The following is an 18,636-nucleotide window of genomic DNA, read 5'->3' as shown; positions in this document are numbered from 1 at the left end:
TTGGCGGAAAATATCCGCCAAGTCCTCCGGCTTGTTTTTGAACACCCAGCAGCCGAAGGCGCCGAGCGCCAAGACTTCCTGCTGATTGGCTAAGGCGACCGCTAATATTTTTTCGATTCTACGGTGCATAACCGGTTGAATGAAAGAGGCATTGCGGGACTCGCGTTCGCGGATAATCCCTGCGTTTACGGCGGGAGATGTGATCATCGACACGAAATAAGGCTCGTCAAGTAAAGCGCAGTTATCGTCACGGAATACGGGCACGTTCGGAGAGAAAATCATGTAGTCCGAATAAACCCGGTTTGTAGGCGCGCATTGTGCTCGTACATTTCCGTCATTTGCGATATAGCCGGATAAAGTCCGGATGAGCGGGCCAAGCTTTCTTCCTGCGCCCTTGCGCCAGTCAGGAATCCGCCGCCGGGCTGTTTTGCGGAAGCGAAGCTGAGACAACAGATTTTAGTGCTGCCCGCAGTCAATCGTTTAGCTGCGGCCAGCGTCGTTTCGGGAGTCACTTCAATTACCGTATTGTGAAGGCTGGCTGGGCGAAGAGACGCTAACAGCTTATCGGTTTCGCCGGGGCGGTAAAGCGCGCTAGCCGAGATCGAATCCTGCAGGCAACGGCTGATGTCTACCGTCTGCCGGCTTCCATTATAGTAGGAGCCAAGCTTCAAGATGCTCATCGTCTCTTCAACAACTTTTCGCGCGGTTTGTCAGTCTATTTTGAAAGTCCCCTCCAATCCTAAAATAAGATGATGATTAGTCATGTGTACGATTAACATATCCCATCATTCATTCGTATAGCGAGACCAGAAACGAATATATCAGTTTTGTAATAAGGAAAGCTTCCCCAATGACGGCACCCTACAGAGGTTGCCGTCTTTTTAATGTGCAAAATTACTATAAAAGTGCGTTGAATAATGACATTTATCCGTATTTAAAGACCTTGTTTAACGAGATGCGCGAAGGTAGAATGGAAAAAGAATCATGTACTGTAAACGATTATATAAACAAGGGGGCAAAAGCGTGCCGAACATCATTGCGGCAAGCGGAGTGAAGCGGACGTTTGGCAAAGGCTCCGGAGCCGTTCATGTGCTGAAGGGCGTTGATCTGACGGTTCCTGCCGGATCGCTGGTCGCGTTCAAGGGCAGGTCAGGCTCTGGTAAAACGACGCTTATTAATTTGTTAAGCGCGCTGGACCGTCCCAGCGAAGGGTCGATTACATTTGAAGACCGCGAGCTGTCCGCGATGTCGAACAAAGAGCGGGACCTGGTGCGGCGGACTCGAATGGGGCTGATTTTCCAGTCGTTTGCGCTTATTCCTCTGATGTCCGCCTATGAAAATGTCGAGTTTATTTTGCGGGTGTCGGGATTCCCCGCTGCCGAACGAAAAGCGGCGGCCACAGCCGCATTGGAGCAGGTAGGGCTTGGCCCGCGCATGAACCACCGGCCGTTCGAGCTGTCGGGCGGAGAGCAGCAGCGTACAGCTATCGCAAGAGCGATCGCGCATAAGCCAAGCCTCCTTCTGGCCGATGAACCGACGGCGGAGCTGGACAGCAAGACGGGCTTGCAAATTATGAAAGTGTTCCGCCAATTAGTCGAGGCATCAGGAATGACCATCATCATGACAACGCATGACCCCGCTATTATGGAGATTGTCGATCATGTATACGAATTGGAGGATGGACAAATTGTGGTTCCGGCATCGACCTAAAACGTCAACGTTTGCGATTTTATTATTGTTATTTATGATACCGCTTACAGGCTGCTCGCTGCTGCCTGCCGAGGAGGAGCCGCTGAAGCCGCCGCTGGTGAAGCCGGCCCAGGAGAACTACCGCACCGAGCCTGTTGTCAGAGGGCCGATTGCGCAAGAGGTGAGAGGCAACGGCACGCTGGAGTCTTATGAATCCGACGCAATCTCGTTCGCGGCCGAAGGCGGCCGCGTGAAGGAAGTGTTCGTCAGAGCAGGCGATGAGGTGAAAAAGGGGGATGTTCTCGTCCAGCTCGCCGTAGGCGATCTCGACATTCAAGTCAAGCAGCTTGAGCTGAACATGCTCGTTGCCAAAGGCAAGCTTCGGGAAGCGAAACTTTCGGAGAACGCGGATGCGATTGCAGCTGCGGAGCTTCAATACGAAATCGACCAGCTGAAATATAGCCGGCTGCTTGAATCGCTCGAAAACAAACAGCTGCTTGCGACGATGGACGGCACAATAACTTATGTCGCTCCGCTGGAGGAAGGCTCCAGGGTCGAGCCTTATGAGACGGTTGTTATGCTATCGGATCCGAAAAAGCTGAGAATTGCTTTCCAGGTCGACACGACTTCCGACGCGAGCAAGATCGGAGTCGGGTTTACCGCAATGCTGAAGTTCGGCGACGAGGAGATTGCGGGCAAGGTGACCCAGACGCCGTCGACCGCTCCGTTTACCGAAGACGATATTTTGAAACAGCGATACATGAACCATGTATATGTCGAAAGCGATCAATTGCCGGAAACGGCTGAGATCGGCGACCGCACGGACGTCACCGTACGGCTGCAGGAGCGGGAGGACGCTTTAATCATTCCGCGGAGCGGATTGCGCAGCTACCTTGGCAGGACGTTCGTACGCGTCCTGGAGGACGGCGGCAAGGTTCGCGAGATCGACGTCGAGCAAGGCATTGTCGGTTCCACCGTAGTTGAAATTTCAAAAGGCCTCGAAGAGGGTCAACTCATCATTTTGCAATAGGTTGAGGGAAATGGCTATTGGCCCCGGGAGGTTAGTCGCATGGCTTTATTCGTAATGATTATCCGTAAGATGCTGCAGAACAAATGGCTTGTTTTTAGCTTGTTTGTCGGCATTATCATGTCGGTCGCGCTCGTAAGCAGCATGCCTATTTATTCGGAAGGCATACTGTCCCGTATGCTGAAGAAGGATCTGGAGCGCTCGCAGACCGTCACCAATCAATATCCGGGCTCGGTATATTCCTCGTTTACGTTCCCGTCGAACCGGCCCGACCGGCATTTATCGATGTTCGACCAAGTAGACCGGGTAATGAAAAACGATGCCGCGAGCGGATTCCAGCTGCCGCTTCAAGAGCAGGTAACGGATCTTGTATCGGCGTCGCTCAGGTTTAAAGTAGAGAACGATCCGGAACCGAAAAATAAGTTTTCGGCGACTTTTAAATCTTACTCGAACTTGGAACAGCATATTAAGCTTAAGGATGGCCGCTTGCCCTCCAAGCAGCCGGTTGAAGGCGTCTATGAGGTGCTTGTGACAGAGCGGGCTCTGGTAGAATTTGACGCGGTGCTGGACACTGTATTTGTAATTGAAGACGACAGGATTGCCGGAACCATGAAAATCAAACCGGTCGGCGTCTTGGAGAAGGCTTCGGATGACGAGCTCTTTTTTCGCTTCGGAAATTTAGGTGATATGAACACCAGCTTTATTATGCCTTTCGAAACGGCCTATCAGCTCATGCTGCAGGACCGGCTGATCCCGGCAACGAGCGCGGGCTGGTATACCGTCATGGATTATTCCAAAATGGAATATCGGCACATCGAGACTTATCTTAGCACGTATAACCTGATCCGCACCACGCTTCTTGGCCAGGTCACGCTTTATCAAATGAAGCTGGATGCGGTCGCTTATGATACGATCGAGCTTTATTTGGTCCGGGCGGAAAATCTGAATCTGCTGATGTGGGCCTTGAACGTGCCGGTCATGATTATGCTGGCCTTCTATATGTTTATGGTTGCGAACCTGATCGCGGGCAGGCAAAAAAACGAAATTGCCGTTCTGCGAAGCAGGGGAGCAGCAAGATGGCAAATTATCGCCTCCTATTTGGTTGAAGGGCTGCTGCTTTGCGGGGCTTCCGTCCTGTTAGGCCCGTTCATCGGCGCCATGCTGACGAAGGTTTTAGGCGCGTCGAACGGTTTCATGGTATTTATCTCGCGCGTCGGCTTGCCGATCCGGATGACGGAGACCGCGTTCCTGTACGGCGCGTTGGCCGCGCTCGGCTGCCTGATCATTACGATGATTCCGATCATTATGGCCACACGCGTGTCGATTGTGGATCATAAGCAGCAGATGGCAAGGCTCGTTAAGACTCCTTTGTGGCATAAGATGTTCCTTGATGTCATCGCTCTGGCATTGGCCATTTACGGCTTATACACCTTTAAGCGACGACTAGAGGATCTTCAAGCGCTCGGGCTGAATTCTACCGATCTTAACATCGATCCGCTGCAATTTATTGTGCCGGCGCTCTTTATTATGGGATCTGGCCTGCTGCTTCTCCGGCTGTATCCTTGGACGCTTCGTCTCCTTTATTGGGTCGGGAAAAAATGGTGGCCGCCGTCTTTGTACGCGACGCTTATTCAAGTCGGAAGGTCGAGCAGCCAATACCAGTTCCTGATGGTATTTCTTATTATGACGATCGCGACGGGCGTATTCAGCGCTTCCGCCGCCCGCACGATCAATATGAACACGGAGGACCGGATCCGCTACGGGAACGGAGCGGATATCGTAATGGATGTCACGTGGATCAACGACGCCCCTCCTCCGCCGGTATTCGGAGGACCTCCGGAGCAGAGCGTAGTCCAGCCGGCTCCGGAAAAAATTAATTATTTGGAGCCGCCGTTCGAACCGTTTTTGGAGCTTCCGGGGGTAGAGTACGGGGCTAAAGTGTTTACGAAAGAAGATGCGTTTTTTTCCGCCGGCGATAGTAACGGCACCGTCACGCTTATGGGCATTGATACCGATCAGTTCGGCATGACGACTTGGTTCCGGGATTCTCTACTAGACTATTCGCTGAATGACTACTTGAATTTGATGGCGGGGGAGACGGATGCCGTTCTAATATCGCGGACGCTTGCCGAGCAGAAAGGGGTAGAGGTCGGCGATGCGATTCAGCTTGGCTGGGAGGGCGTATCGTCTCAGCCGTTTCGGGTATTCGGAATCATCGATTATTTCCCGACCTTTAATCCCCTTCCGCCGAGGAGCTTACTTCAATCGGCCGATTCCACGGAGCCGGCGGGCAACGCGCCCATGCTGGTCGTCGGCCATTTGTCCCGCATCCAGCTGCAGCTGGCGATGGAGCCGTATCAAGTATGGCTTAAGCTGAAGCCCGGGGCGACGACCGCGGAGCTGTATGCGGGAATAGAAGAGTCGGAGCTGTCCGTGACGAACATCGTCAATACGAAAGAAGACTTGACGCTGGCCAAAAACGACCCGTTCCTGCTTGCGCTCAACGGTTTGCTGACGCTTGGGTTTGTGATCTCCCTGCTGGTCAGCTTTATCGGCTTCCTGCTGTATTGGGTGCTGTCGCTTAAAGGCCGGACGCTTCAGAACGGGATCCTGCGGGCGATTGGTTTGTCCGTTCGCCATCTCATTGCCATGCTGGCAGCCGAGCAAATATTGACTTCAGGGGTCTCGGTGCTGCTCGGCATTATTGTCGGCAACGTAGCCAGCATGCTGTACGTTCCGAACTTCCAAATCGTCTTTAACCCGAGCAGCCTTGTGCCGCCTTTTATCGTCCAGATCGAAGAGGGCGATTTGATCCGCATTTATTGGATGGTAGGCATGATGCTGACAATCGGAATCGGCATATTGGGTTTCATGCTTTCGAAGCTGCGCATCCATCAGGCGCTTAAGCTCGGGGAGGACTAAAGATGATTCATTGCGAAGGACTTGTCAAAATATACAAAACGGCGGATTTGGAAGTGTTTGCGCTGCAGGGCCTAGACCTGCACATTGAAGACGGAGAGCTGATGGCGATTATCGGCAACAGCGGCAGCGGTAAATCGACGCTGCTGAACATGCTGGGCGGACTTGACCGGCCGACAGCCGGCAAGCTGATCGTCGACGGCAAAGACATGCTGAAATTTACGGAGCGCGATCTTGTCCGCTATAAGCGCAAAAGCGTCGGCTTCGTCTGGCAAAATAACGCCCGCAACCTGATCCCGTATTTGACCGCGCAAGAAAACGTGGAGCTTCCGATTCTGCTGACCGGCAGCCGGAAGCGCTGGAGGGCGAAGGAGCTGCTCGACGCTGTCGGCTTAAGCCACCGGGCGAACAGCAAGCTGTACCAGCTGTCCGGCGGCGAGCAGCAGCGGGTGGCCATCGCCATTGCGCTTGCGAACCATCCGAAGCTGCTCTTGGCGGATGAGCCGACAGGCTCTGTTGACAGCAAAATGTCGAATCAGATTTTGGATTTGTTCCGCGAGCTGAACCGCTCGCTCGGCATTACGATTGTAATCGTAACCCACGATCCCGAGCTGGCCAAAAAGGTGGACCGCGTCGCCGCGATCCGCGACGGGAAGATCTCCTCGGAGATGCTGCGGAGACGTTCTTATGCGGAGGAGCTTGCCGAGCTGGACCAAGAGGAGCAGTCGCATGTGGAATACGCGATTCTGGACAAGGCGGGACGGCTCCAGGTGCCTTCCGGCTATTTGGAAACGCTGGGACTTAAGAACAGCAATAAAGTCCGGCTGGAGCTTGCGGAAGGGAAGATCGTCATCCTCCCGCCCGAAGAGGCCGGGGACTAATCGAGAAGCTTATTCGAGGCGAAACGCCTCGGGTAAGCTTTTTTGGTTGACATTCCGGTAGCATAATTAATAATAAGTTATATAACAAATCAACCGTTCCGTATGGGGCATAGAGGAGCCGATAAGACATGAAGATCGATTTGACCGGCAAGACGGCGTTAATAACAGGAGCTACAGGAGATTTGGGACGAGTGATGGCGCGCACGCTGGCGGCATGCGGCGCGGATATTGCGATCCACTATCATGCGAATGAGAGAAAAGCCGCCGAGCTGCAGAACGAGATTCGAGGCATGGGAAGAAGAGCAATTGCGGTTCAAGGCGACGTGACCAAGGAAGACGATATTCGAAACATTAAAACGGCTGTTCAAGAAGGGCTTGGCCGCGTCGATATCGTTGTGGCGAATGCCGTTATTCAATACAATTGGACAACCGTACTGGAGCAGCCGCTGGAGGATTATGTCGGCCAATTCGAGTCGTGCGTGCTGCAAAGCGTATTGCTCGCTAAAGCGTTCGTGCCCGATATGAAGCAGCAGCGCTGGGGCCGATTCATCGGAATTAATACGGAATGCGCCATGCAAAACTTCCCTACGCAATCCGCTTACACGGCAGGCAAGCGCGGGATGGACGGCGTATATCGCGTGTTAGCTCGCGAAGTCGGGGAAAGTCAAGTGACGGTAAACCAAGTGGCGCCCGGCTGGACGATCAGCGACCGTGACCGCGAGAGCGGCACCGAAATAAATGAAGGGTACAGCGCCGCGGTGCCGCTGAAGAGGAGAGGAACGGACCAGGAAATCGCCAATGCGGTCGCCTTCCTCGCATCCGATCTGGCGGGTTTTATTACGGGCGCGTTCATTCCCGTTAACGGCGGCAACATTATGCCGGCAATATGATGCTGCGGAGGGCGGTCTCGCGAACGCTTGTGGCGGTCGGCAGCATGAAGATGGAACGGAAGCTGTTCCTTGTTTTCTTCCTGCTGATTACGCTTCCGCTGTCTTTTATCGGCTACATTACCTACATTAACTATTCGGCTTCCATCGAAGAGAAGACGATCGTATTCTCGGCAACGATGCAGGAAGCGATGATGGCCCGGATCGATGATTATATCGAGGACATGATCCGCATTTCCTCCATTCCCGCTTATCAGGACGACATCAAGCAGAACTTGATCCGCTCCAATCAATACTACGAGCAGCGGGAAGCCGCGAAAGGGGACAGCGAAGGCAGCGTACCGGAAGACTTTAATTTGCTTCTGGCGATACAACGGGGCATCGAAAACAATATTTCGTTTATCAACATGATCAAACGGGGCTCCAACACGGTCTATATTTTCGATCAATACGGCAATGGCTACTATACGACTGTGAGCGGAAGCATCCGCGAGGACATTATGGACAGCTACAAAACGTGGCGGGAGAAGGCGGAGCTTTCCAGCGGAGAAGAGCTGCTGTTCAGCACCCAGAAATATATCAGCAACCTGCAATCCGAAAAATACGCGTTCACGGTTGTCCGCAAAATCATCGATAAGTCGCTGGAGCCCATCGGACTCATCGCGGTCGACGCCAATGTCAGCGTGATGGAAGACGGGATTAAGGAATTGGATACGGCGATCAAAGGCAGCTCCATCGTCTTCGACGAGGAAGGAACGATCATTTATGACAGCCTGGGGGAGCGCATGGCCATTCATGCGGCTGACGATCCGGTCATAAAACGCGCGACCGGCAAAAAAGGCAGCTTCTACGAAAAGATTGACGGTGTGAATCGGCTCTATATTTATACGACGTCGCCTGAGACAGGCTGGAAAATTATGACCGCGATACCGGAAAGCGAGCTGACGAAAGACGCGTCGGTTATCCGCAAGGTAACGTGGATCGCGACGATCGTCACGCTGCTCGTCGCGCTTCTGATTTCCTTCATCTTTTCCTTTGCCTTGACCAATTCGCTGCGCAGGATGACCCGTCTCATGAAAAACGTGCAGGAGGGGGATTTCGGCGTGCAATTTCCTGTTAAATACCGCGATGAGGTCGGGCAGCTGGGCAACCAGTTCAACCGCATGATCGTCCGGATCGATCAATTGATCCAGGATATTTACGAGATGGAAACGAAGAAGAAGGCAGCGGAGCTGCAGGCGCTGCAGAACCAGATTAACCCGCATTTCATGTATAATACGCTCGAGACGATCCGGATGACGGCGGAAATAAATGACGATACGGAAGCGGCCGATATGATCGCCATTTTGGGAAAGCTGCTCCGCTACAGCATTAGCGATCTGCACGAAGAAGTGACGTTAGCGGATGAAGCGGCTCATGTTCGCCATTACGTCGAGTTGTTAAATTACCGATATCCGGGACGGTTCGTCCTCACCATGGACATCCCTGAGGCGATGTCACGCTTCCCTCTCATTAAGCTTGCGCTGCAGCCGATTGTGGAGAACGCGATCTATCATGGTTTGGATGAAAGCAAGCCGGTGATGCATATTCAGCTAACCGCGGAGGTTCACGGTCAGGAAGCGGTCATCCGGGTGAAGGATGACGGAATCGGTATGAACGAAAAAACGTTGGAGGAGCTGAACCGCGCTTTGGCGGGAAAAATCAGCCGGAACCCAAGCAGCGGCGGACAGAGCGGGGGAATTGGTTTGCGAAACATTAATGAACGGATCAAGCTGCATTATGGGCCAAGCTACGGGTTACAGGCGGCGGGCAAGCCGGGGCATGGCGCGGAAATCAGCTTGATGCTGCCGGCCGAGAAGGTGAATCGATGAGGGTGAGCAGGTTGAAAAAGGGAATCGCGATGCTTCTGGCTGCGCTTATGCTTCTGGCTGGTTGCGACATGCCGGGCGCGAACGACAGTCCGAAGGCGACGAAAAATCCGAATGAAGAAATGATGCCGAATGGCGAGCATGTGCTCACGGTGCTGACCAACCGCGTCGATCTTATCGAGAACGGCGTGCTGGAAAGGTATGCCGAGCAGTTTTCCAAGGAACATCCCGGGACGACGGTTCGATTCGAAGGGCTGACCAATTACGCGAGCGATATTATGGTGCGTCTATCGACACGCAATCTTGGCGACGTGCTGCTGCTCCCGAACAATATGAAGAACGAATCGCTTCCGAATTACTTCGAGCCGCTGGATGACGCGCTGTTTGACGGCATGCGCTTCGAGGATTTTAAAGCCTACGGCGGCAAGCGGTACGGCCTGGCAACCGGGATCTCCACCAGCGGAATCGTCTATAACAAGGAGGCATTCCGTAAGGCGGGCATCACCGAAATTCCGGTGACGCTGGACCAGTTCTACGAAGCCTGCGAGAAGCTGAAGCAAGCCGGCATCGTGCCCGTCTATCTGAATTACGGGGCGAAGTGGCCTCTCATGCATTGGGGCGAGGATTTGGTGAGCTACATGACGGGAGATTCGGGCTACTTGAACAAAATGACGGAGACGGACGCGCCTTGGAGCGAGGAGAGCGCCTGGGGCGAGGCGATGGCGATCGTCCGTAAGCTCATTGAAAAGGGATATGCGGAGGACGAGCTTATGTCCAACCAATGGGAAGCGTCCAAGAGGGAGCTGGCGGGCGGGAAGGCCGGCATGTATCTGATGGGCAATTGGGTCATTAACCAGCTCGTTGCCGCAGGCGCGGATCCGGGGGCGATCGGCTTCTTCCCGTTCCCTTATGATAACGGGGATACCCGTTACGCGCCGCTGAGCCCGGATTGGCTAGTAGGAATCAGCAAGTTCAGCGAGAACAAGGAGCTTGCTTCCGCTTGGATCGATTATTTCGTGCGGGAATCCGGTTACGTGGATGAGTCGGGCTTCTTGCCGGTTGAGAAGTCGAAGGAATCCGCGATGCCGCAAATTCAGGAGTTTCTGTCCTACAATCCGATTCTGCTGGAGAAGAAAGTGCCAAGCGATGCATTTCTGGAAATTGCGGCAGCCGCCGAGATCCCGTTCTGGTCGGGTAACAACATTCAGGAATGGGTGGCCGCGCCGGATTTAGCGGAAGTATTCGAGCAATATAACAAACGCTGGAAAGAAGCGCGCAACAAAAGCGAAAGATAGGAGCTTAAGGTCATATGTCGAGCAAGGTTACCATGCAGCAAATTGCAGATTCGCTGGGCGTCTCCAAATTTGTCGTATCGAGGGCGCTCGCCGGCAAGGAAGGCGTCAGCGACACGACGCGGGAACGGGTTATTCAAATGGCGACGCAGCTGGGATATTTCGCGCAGAAGAACGCGTATATGAAAACGGTGCAAACGGAGCAGCTGCCCAAGGTGTCCAAGCAGCACCGGCAATCCGTGCTTGTGCTGATGCCCAACATCAGGTTCCAGACTAGGGAATCGCTATATTGGGGGCGGATATTGGACGGCATTTCGGCCAGACTCGAGGCTGACGGGTACGGCATGGTCATCGTTTCCGAGCAAAGCGTCGATCATTTTGCCCACTTTTTGAATCCGAACGGCATTTTAGGCTTGATTGGCGTAGGGGAAATCTCAACCTCTCTGCTCCTTGAGGTCCATCGGCTCGGTCTGCCGCTCGTCCTAGTGGACCACGAGGATCCGCTGATCCCGAGCGATACGTTATTCGCGAACAATTTCGAAAGCGTCTACCGCCTAACCCGCCATCTGATCGGAATCGGGCATCGCAGGCTGGCATTTGTCGGAAGCACGGACTATTCGCGAAGCTTCTACGACCGGTATTTGGGCTTCCGCAGCGCGCTCGAGGCTGAGGGGATGGGCGATGGGCTTGGTTCAAGCCATAACGCTCAGCTGTTAGCCGTCGACGGTCTGCAGCATGAAGATGCGGTAGAGCCGGTTAAGCGGTGGCTGGAAGAACGCAAGCGGGAGGAGAGTCTTCCGACAGCTCTTGTATGCGCCAACGATATGATCGCGATCGGAGCCGCGCAAGCTGTGCAGTCTTTGGGGCTCCGCGTGCCGGATGATATATCCGTCTCCGGCTTCGATAATATCGAGGACGCCGCGCGGATGACGCCTCCGCTCACGACTGTGAACGTGCCGAAGGAAGCGCTTGGCAAACGGGCGGTCGAAAGGCTGCTTAAGCGCGTCGAGGAGAAGGATGAGCCAACCGAAAAAATAATGCTGGCCTGCGAGCTTCTGTACAGGGGATCGACAACGGGCGGGCGATAAAGGAAGAGGACCGAGCTGGGCAGCTCGGTCCTCTTTAGTAATAGGGCTCTCAGCCCGGCATTTGTTGGCCGCTGAGCTCGCTTTCCTTAAGCCAGCTCGAGATTGCGGTCGATCAGCGCGATGCGCTGCTGTACGCAAGCGTAAGAGCGCAGCGGGTCTTCCGGCGTGTTCATCACATAGTCGAGCAAGCGGTCCACCGTGGAAGTCGCGACATGGCAGCGGGTGTCGGAGGAGGCGTAGTAAATATAGACTTCCCCGTTATCAAGCGCAACGACGCCGTTGCAGAATACGACATTGGATACGTCGCCGACGCGCTCCTCCCCCTCTGGCGCAAGCAGATGTCCGGCGGGGCGGTGGGTTACTTTATGCGGTTCGTGAAGGTCGGACAGGAACGCGTACAGCACGTAGCGCAGCCCCGCCGCGGTGTTGCGGACGCCATGCGCGATATGCAGCCAGCCTTTGTCCGTTTTGATCGGAGCGGGACCTTGACCGTTCTTCACTTCCTTGATCGTATGGTAGTGACGTTCATCGATAATGATCTCCTGCTTGATCACCGCGTTTTCGATCGAATCGGACAGGCCCCATCCGATGCCGCCGCCGGAGCCTGTATCGATAAAGCCGTCCTGCGGACGCGTGTAAAAGGCGTATTTGCCGTCAATAAACTCCGGGTGCAGCACGACGTTGCGCTGCTGATTGGAGCTCGTTTTTAAATCCGCGAGCCTCTCCCAGCTCAACAGATCCTTTGTCCGCGCGATGCCGCATTGGGCGACTGCGCTGGACAAGTCTCCCTTCGGCGCATTCGGATCCTTGCGCTCGGTACAGAACAAGCCGTAGATCCAGCCGTCCACATGCTGGACGAGCCGCATATCGTACACATTGACGTCCGGGTCTTCCGTTTCCGGGAGGACAATCGGACGATCCCAGAAACGGAAGCCGTCAACCCCGCTATCGCTTTCGGCAACAGCGAAGAACGATTTCCGGTCCGCGCCTTCAACCCGTGCGACGAGATAAAACTTGCTGTTTAAATGGATCGCTCCGGGGTTGAACACGCAGTGCACGCCGATCCGCTCCATAAAATACGGATTCGTCTCCGGGTTGAAATCATATTTCCAATGAAGCGGAGCATGCGCCGCGGTAAGCACAGGGTATTGATAACGCTCGAAAATGCCGTTGCCGAGCTCCTCGGGGACATTGCGGCGCGTAATTAAAGCTTCGTACCGCTGACTCAGTTTCGTTTTGCGTTCTTGGAATAAGCTCATGAATGATTCCTCCAGTAAATTAGATTTGTGTTGTTTCCGCATGCTGTCTAAGCCGCTCCAGCATTTCGAAGCATGCCCGTCCGTTATGGTAAGGGCATTTCCACGCGCTGATTTTTTCCGGGTTATCGCTTGGCTTGCCTTCCTTCGTTACGCTCCAGAACCATTCGCCGTATTCCCGGTCCACCATATGCTCTTCGATAAACCGCCAGGCGGCGCAAGCGGCGTCTTTGTATCGCTTCTCGCCTGACAATTGATAGGCGTTATAAAATCCGACAACGGCTTCCGCCTGCGGCCACCAATCCTTGTCTGTATCCAGCAGTCCCTCCGGTCCGGCTTCATTGAACAAGCCGCCGTCTTCGTCAACTCCTTCCAGCAAGGTCGCCTCCGCCATTTGAAGGGCGACGGCCTTGACTCTTGCAAGCAGCTCCGGGTCGCCAAGCACTTCGGCGGCTTCGTGCAGCAGCCAGCTGCCCTCAATGTCATGCCCGTATGAGATATGGTCCGACTGGCTGTTCCATTCCAGGTCGAAAAACAATTTAAAGTGCGCGGTCTCCCCGTCGACAATCCGGCTCATTGTAACTTCGATAAGCTCGCGCAGCTTGGCGTGCAGCTCCTGCGGCTTCCAGACGCGGTACAGATTCGTATACGCTTCGAGTACATGGAGATGCGTATTCATCGACTTTTTCGTATTCAGATCCTTCGAGCTTAGGCTGTTCTCATTCGTTTCGGTCCAGTCTCTCGCGAGCGCCTCCAAATAACCTTGGTTTACGGGATCATAGCTGTGCTTCTCAAGCACATGGAACAGCTCGGTCGCCAGCTTGAGCGCGGCGTCATTGCCTGTCGCGCGGTAATATTCGGAGAAGGCGTAGATGGCGAAGGCCTGCCCGTATACTTGTTTTTTGGCCGAGGAAGGCTCTCCGCTAGCTGTCACGGACCAATATAGGCCGCCATGCTCATGATCGGTGAAATGCCCGCAAATGTAGCGGTAAGCCTGCTCCGCCATCCGCAAGTAGCTTTCGTCCTTAAAAATGCGGTAAGCGGAGGCGAAGGTCCATAAGATGCGCGTATTCAGCACTAAGCTTCGGTCGGCGTCGGCTTTTACTTCGAGCGTTCGGCTTACGTAGCCGTGAAATCCGCCGTTCCCATCGGGGGCGTGCTTCATCCAAAACCTTAAAATATTGTCCTTTAATTCCCGTTCAATTCTGTCCATCCATTGCTCGTTTGTTATGACGGTCATATGCTTCCCCTCCTAATTACGCGCGGCGAGCTTCTTCGCGTAGTACTCCCGCACCGTCCGCTCAGCTTGCTTGCCGAACATGCAGTAGTCGTCATTTTGACTTGCGGCCGATTCCTCATATAACGATGCCGGCCAATCCCAGAGCATAAAGCCGCCGACCCAGTCCCGCTTGTCGCAGCTGCCGAACATCTCCTCGTAGAACTGCCTCTGCGCGTCTTCGTCCGGAGCGCCGGCCAGCCCCCAATCGTTGGGCAAATACTGCGAGCCGTCGCGGCTCGGACAGCCAGCCTCCATAAAGAAAAACGGCTTGCCGAACTGCCGGACGACCTTCTCGATCCGATCGAGCTGCTCTTCCCAGCGCCCAACCGGGTAGTATCCGCTGGAGGAAATGATGTCTACGGCGTCCCACCAAGCTACATTATCCTCCTGATATTTATCGCAATTGTAAGTAATCGGGCCCGAATAGACCTCGCGGACCTTCGCGATCAGCTCGCGCCATTCCGTCTCGCGCCTGTCGGTCTGAACCATCTCGCAGCCGATGCAGAGCATCTCGCAGCCGGTTTCTTCCGCGATCCGGGCGTAGTGGAGGATGAACTCGGTATAAGAGGAGAACCATTCCGACCATTTCGGCTCGCATGGCACATCTTTATCGAAGAAGTTGATATGCGCACGCCAGGTGCCGTTGGCGCAGTTCACGACGGGCTTCAAGCAGACGCGAAGGCCAAGCAGTTTCGCATACGCAATTGCGAAACGAACCTCGTCGTCGGTAACGGTAGGTGCTTCCCGGAATTTAATTTCGGTCGCCTGCGGGTGGTCCTGCAGCGCTCCGAAGGCGATAGCCGTCCAGTTTACTCCGAGCCTGTCTTTCATTAGCGACATGGACTTCTCCGCATTGTCCCCGGTCCATGTGCCGCGGACGCCGGTCCAGCCCCAGGTCATGCCGCCGACGTAAGGATTAAGTAATGTCATTCGTGGTTCTTCCTCTCCGTATGTTCGATAATTTGTTATGTTAAACAATTGCTTTGTTATATAACAAATTAACACTAAAGCTTCGTTTTTGGCAATACGCCGCCGCAATTAATCTGTGAATCGCCGAGAAAGCGCAGAATCTTGCCAGACAACCTTATTTTTAATAGAAATCACGTGGTTTTATCGGCTGCATGCGAATTTTTGAAAAAGTCATTACAAGACTAGAAATGATAGCACAAACCATTTCTAGCGAACGGTTATTCCTTTACACTTGATCTTGTAAGCGCAACCAAAAATAAAAACGAAGGGGATAAGCAAAATGAAAAAAACGATTTCGGCACTCATTTCAGTTTTTGTTATGCTAACAATTTTGTCGGCATGCAGCGGAGGAGGCGGCTCCGAAACAAATTCGAATGCGAACAACAACGGCGCAACCGCCGCGCCAACCGCTTCCGAAGAGAGTGCGGCGCCTGAAGATGGCGGCGACTCTGCGATAAAGGGAGAGGTTGTCTACCTTACAAACCGTACCGACATGATCGACAAAGAGTACGTGGACTACGAGAAGAGATTCGAAGCGAAATATCCAGGCGTCGACCTGAAGTTTGAAGCGATCACCGACTATGACAAAACGTTGAAGGTTCGAATGGCTTCCGGACAATTCCCGGACGTGGTGCTGCTTCCGACCATTCCGAACAACGAGCTGCCGGACTATTTCGCGCCGCTTGACGATATCGAGTTCTCCGGAGACATCTACTTCAAGGAGCTCAAGGCTCATGAAGGCAAGATGTACGGAGTCTCCTCCGGCGGCTCCAGCGTCGGCATCGTATACAACAAGAAAGCATTCGAGAAGGCGGGCATTACAGCCGTTCCAAAGACGTACAACGAATTTCTTGCTGTCGCTCAGAAGCTGAAGGATGCGGGCATCGTGCCGCTGGCGTCCAACTTCAAAGACAAGTGGCCGCTGGACGCGTGGCTTTACGACGTTCCGACGCTCGTAGGCGAAGCTTCCGATCATCAGAATAAAAGAGCCGATACGGATGCGCCTTATGCGATGGATAATGTGTACGGCAAGTCGTGGAGCATGCTGCGCGAGATGTACGAGAAGGGATATTTGGAGAAGGACGTCAATTCCACGAACTGGGAGCAGTCCAAAAAGGATGTCGCGTCAGGAAAGTTCGGCATGTATTTGCTCGGCAACTGGGTCATCAACCAAGTGATCGAGAACGGCGCGGCGCCGGAGGATATCGGCTTCTTCCCGTTCCCGGCCGACAATTCGGGAGCAGCCAAAGCGCCGCTTAACCCGGACTGGTTCTACGGGGTCAATAAGGATGGCAACGTGGAAGCGGCGAAAGCATTCGTGAAATGGATGATCGAAGAATCCGGATTCGACGAATTTGCCGGTTTCATCCCGACCTTGAAGGATAAGCAGCCGGCTCTGCCGCAATTGGTGGAATTCAACAGCTACAATCCGACGTATTTCGAACCGGCTCCTCCGGTGGATGCCGCAACTCAAATTCAGAACAAGGCACAGCTTGATCAAGGGGCCGTTCTGCAGGAATTCGTCCTTTCCAAGGATCCGCAGAAGGTGCTCGACAAGGTGAATGCAAGCTGGGCGAAGGCTAAGAAGGATCTCGGATTATAGCAGCAATTTTCAATTAATGGGACAGGAATAGGCGACTCATCCCCGAATCGCCTATCCTTCCCTTTTTTAAAAGAAACACGATCACTTGGAAAAAGGAGCGAAAGCGAATGTTAAGCGGAATGTCCATACAAAAACAACGCAAGCTGATCATCTTCTCGTTCATTACGGTTCCGCTCCTTCTGCTGCTGACCTTCGCCTATTATCCGGCGCTTGAGCTCGTTCGGCTGAGCTTCACGGACTGGGACGGCATCAGCGCGGACAAAACGTATATCGGCTGGGCGAATTATAAGGAGGTATTCTCGAATCCGGAAATATTCGGCGTATTCCGGAACAACGTCGCTTATTTCGTTGTTGGCATCGTGCAGAACATTGCCGCGATCTATTTCGCGGTTGTGCTGAACGGCAAGCTGAAGGGGAAAAACCTGTTCCGACTGCTTCTGTTTCTGCCGTATATATTAAACGGAGTGGCGGTAGCCTTTTTGTTCGGTTATGTATACGACACGACGAACGGCTCGCTTAATCTTTTACTCGGCCAGCTAGGCTTCGATCAGCTAGCGGAAACAAGCTGGCTCGGCCAATCGCAGCTTGTCGATTATTCCTTGGCTTCGATCAGCTTTTGGCGGTTCATGGGCTTCAACATGGTCATTTACCTGGCTGCGCTGCAATCGATCCCGAGCGATCTGTATGAAGCCGCTTCGATCGACGGCGCGAACGGCTGGCAGAAGTTTATCTATATTACGCTGCCTAATATTTATAAAATTATTGAGCTGAATTTGTTCTTGACGGTTACGGGCGCGCTTGAGGTTTTCGATTTGCCGTTTGTATTGACCAAAGGCGGACCGGCGGGCGCAAGCGAGACATTCGTGCTCAAGATTGTGGAGACGGCATTCCAATTCAACAACTATGGGCTCGCATCGGCGATGAGCGTCGTTCTGCTCCTGTTCGTCATCATCGTGCTGTCCATTCAGCGTTATTTGTTAAAAGGAAAGGGGGAATAGGAAATGAGAAGCTACCGCATAAGCTGGGACATCCTGAAATACGCGACGTTAGCCGTCGCCGTCTTCGCGATCCTGTTCCCGCCGTACATTATCGTTGTGAATGCGTTCAAGACGGCGGAGGAGTTTTTTGAGAAGGCGGCTACCGCGCTGCCTGACAGCTTTCTGCACTTCGCCAATTTCGCCGAAGCGTTCGAAAAAGCCGATATGCCGAGGGCGTTCGGCAATACGGCGGTTATCATTGTCCTGTCGCTGGTTCTGAACATCCTGATCGGCTCGGCATTCTGTTATGCCGTCGGACGGTTTCAATTCAAGCTTCGCGGTCCGCTGGTCGGATTGTTCCTGTTCGCAACCATTATTCCGAGCATTACGACGCAGGTTGTGAACTACAAGACGATTCAGGCGCTGGAGCTGACGAACAACCTGCTGGGACCGGTTTTGTTATATGTTGGGGCCGACATTTTGCAAATCTACATTTACTTGCAGTTCGTGCGCAGCATCCCGTATGAGCTGGATGAAAGCGCAATGATCGAAGGGGCGTCCCTTTTCCGCATTTTCCGGTCGATTATTTTCCCGCTGCTCGGACCCGCTACGGCGACGATCATCATCCTGAAAACGATCAGCATTTATAACGATATGTTCGTCCCGTATCTCTATTTGCCAAGACCGGAGCATGTCGTCGTCTCGACGTCTTTGATGCGGTTTTTCAGCGTCAACAGCGGCGACTGGCAGCTGATTTCGTCGGCCATTCTGATTATCATGATCCCGACGGCTATTCTCTATTTGTTCCTGCAAAAATACATTTTCGCCGGCGTTACGAGCGGCGCGGTGAAGTAAGCGCTTGCGAGCAAGCTTGTTATGCCGCAAAATAGGCATAGCGCGC

The 18,636-nt window shown here is 53.6% G+C and carries 15 protein-coding genes and 1 pseudogene; 11 read left to right on the top strand and 5 right to left on the bottom strand.

Annotated elements, in window-relative coordinates; translation table 11 throughout:
* Positions 1–27: 27 nt before the first annotated feature.
* A pseudogene (locus D3P08_RS27870) lies at positions 28–282 on the bottom strand (TIGR02452 family protein); the annotation flags it as partial.
* On the bottom strand, positions 279–680 hold the full coding sequence (locus tag D3P08_RS27865; protein WP_276311147.1) for a TIGR02452 family protein: 402 nt from the start codon (positions 678–680) through the stop codon (positions 279–281). The pseudogene D3P08_RS27870 and the gene D3P08_RS27865, both read right to left, overlap by 4 nt.
* A gap of 304 nt (positions 681–984) precedes the next feature.
* On the opposite strand from D3P08_RS27865, the gene D3P08_RS10930 reads away from it, so the two are divergent.
* The 8 genes from D3P08_RS10930 to D3P08_RS10895 all read left to right on the top strand — a co-directional run bounded on the left by D3P08_RS10930 (position 985) and on the right by D3P08_RS10895 (position 11,651).
* Positions 985–1,710 (top strand): ABC transporter ATP-binding protein, encoded by a 726-nt coding sequence (locus tag D3P08_RS10930; RefSeq protein ID WP_119599722.1) that lies wholly within the window; start codon positions 985–987, stop codon positions 1,708–1,710.
* A complete protein-coding gene (locus tag D3P08_RS10925; protein ID WP_162848431.1) occupies positions 1,661–2,719 on the top strand; it encodes an efflux RND transporter periplasmic adaptor subunit in 1,059 nt (352 codons plus the stop codon). Before D3P08_RS10930 ends, D3P08_RS10925 begins: the two co-directional genes overlap by 50 nt.
* Positions 2,720–2,758: 39 nt before the next feature.
* Positions 2,759–5,638: an ABC transporter permease gene (locus D3P08_RS10920; RefSeq protein WP_240647419.1), complete on the top strand. Its 2,880-nt coding sequence runs from the start codon at positions 2,759–2,761 to the stop codon at positions 5,636–5,638.
* A gap of 2 nt (positions 5,639–5,640) precedes the next feature.
* Positions 5,641–6,516: an ABC transporter ATP-binding protein gene (locus tag D3P08_RS10915; RefSeq protein WP_119599720.1), complete on the top strand. Its 876-nt coding sequence runs from the start codon at positions 5,641–5,643 to the stop codon at positions 6,514–6,516.
* A gap of 128 nt (positions 6,517–6,644) precedes the next feature.
* Positions 6,645–7,406 carry an SDR family NAD(P)-dependent oxidoreductase gene (locus tag D3P08_RS10910; protein ID WP_119599719.1) on the top strand — a complete coding sequence of 254 codons (762 nt, stop codon included), beginning with the start codon at positions 6,645–6,647 and terminating at the stop codon, positions 7,404–7,406.
* Positions 7,407–7,450: 44 nt separating this feature from the next.
* The gene (locus D3P08_RS10905) at positions 7,451–9,274 is read left to right on the top strand and encodes a sensor histidine kinase (RefSeq protein ID WP_240647416.1); all 1,824 of its coding nucleotides are present in this window, start codon (positions 7,451–7,453) and stop codon (positions 9,272–9,274) included.
* A 2-nt stretch (positions 9,275–9,276) separates the two neighbouring features.
* Positions 9,277–10,566 carry an ABC transporter substrate-binding protein gene (locus D3P08_RS10900; RefSeq protein WP_420819027.1) on the top strand — a complete coding sequence of 430 codons (1,290 nt, stop codon included), beginning with the start codon at positions 9,277–9,279 and terminating at the stop codon, positions 10,564–10,566.
* A gap of 14 nt (positions 10,567–10,580) precedes the next feature.
* The gene (locus D3P08_RS10895; protein WP_119599717.1) at positions 10,581–11,651 is read left to right on the top strand and encodes a LacI family DNA-binding transcriptional regulator; all 1,071 of its coding nucleotides are present in this window, start codon (positions 10,581–10,583) and stop codon (positions 11,649–11,651) included.
* 86 nt (positions 11,652–11,737) lie between these two features.
* On the opposite strand, the gene D3P08_RS10890 is transcribed toward D3P08_RS10895, so the two are convergent.
* The 3 genes from D3P08_RS10890 to D3P08_RS10880 are packed head-to-tail and all read right to left on the bottom strand — an operon-like array spanning position 11,738 to position 15,116.
* The gene (locus D3P08_RS10890) at positions 11,738–12,910 is read right to left on the bottom strand and encodes a glycoside hydrolase family 130 protein (RefSeq protein ID WP_119599716.1); all 1,173 of its coding nucleotides are present in this window, start codon (positions 12,908–12,910) and stop codon (positions 11,738–11,740) included.
* Positions 12,911–12,929: 19 nt separating this feature from the next.
* Positions 12,930–14,147 (bottom strand): AGE family epimerase/isomerase, encoded by a 1,218-nt coding sequence (locus D3P08_RS10885; RefSeq protein ID WP_119599715.1) that lies wholly within the window; start codon positions 14,145–14,147, stop codon positions 12,930–12,932.
* Between the two features lie 12 nt (positions 14,148–14,159).
* The gene (locus D3P08_RS10880; RefSeq protein ID WP_119599714.1) at positions 14,160–15,116 is read right to left on the bottom strand and encodes a glycoside hydrolase family 113; all 957 of its coding nucleotides are present in this window, start codon (positions 15,114–15,116) and stop codon (positions 14,160–14,162) included.
* Between the two features lie 319 nt (positions 15,117–15,435).
* Between D3P08_RS10880 and D3P08_RS10875 the strand changes: the two genes are divergently transcribed.
* The 3 genes from D3P08_RS10875 to D3P08_RS10865 all read left to right on the top strand — a co-directional run bounded on the left by D3P08_RS10875 (position 15,436) and on the right by D3P08_RS10865 (position 18,590).
* Positions 15,436–16,758 (top strand): ABC transporter substrate-binding protein, encoded by a 1,323-nt coding sequence (locus tag D3P08_RS10875; RefSeq protein WP_119599713.1) that lies wholly within the window; start codon positions 15,436–15,438, stop codon positions 16,756–16,758.
* Between the two features lie 107 nt (positions 16,759–16,865).
* On the top strand, positions 16,866–17,756 hold the full coding sequence (locus D3P08_RS10870) for a carbohydrate ABC transporter permease (protein WP_119599712.1): 891 nt from the start codon (positions 16,866–16,868) through the stop codon (positions 17,754–17,756).
* A 3-nt stretch (positions 17,757–17,759) separates the two neighbouring features.
* Positions 17,760–18,590, top strand: a complete 831-nt coding sequence (locus D3P08_RS10865) for a carbohydrate ABC transporter permease (RefSeq protein WP_119599711.1) — start codon at positions 17,760–17,762, stop codon at positions 18,588–18,590.
* Positions 18,591–18,636: the final 46 nt, after the last annotated feature.

The sequence above is a fragment of the Paenibacillus nanensis genome (assembly GCF_003583765.1).
GTDB lineage: Bacteria > Bacillota > Bacilli > Paenibacillales > Paenibacillaceae > Pristimantibacillus > Pristimantibacillus nanensis.
This window is presented reverse-complemented; position numbering and strand designations above follow the sequence as displayed.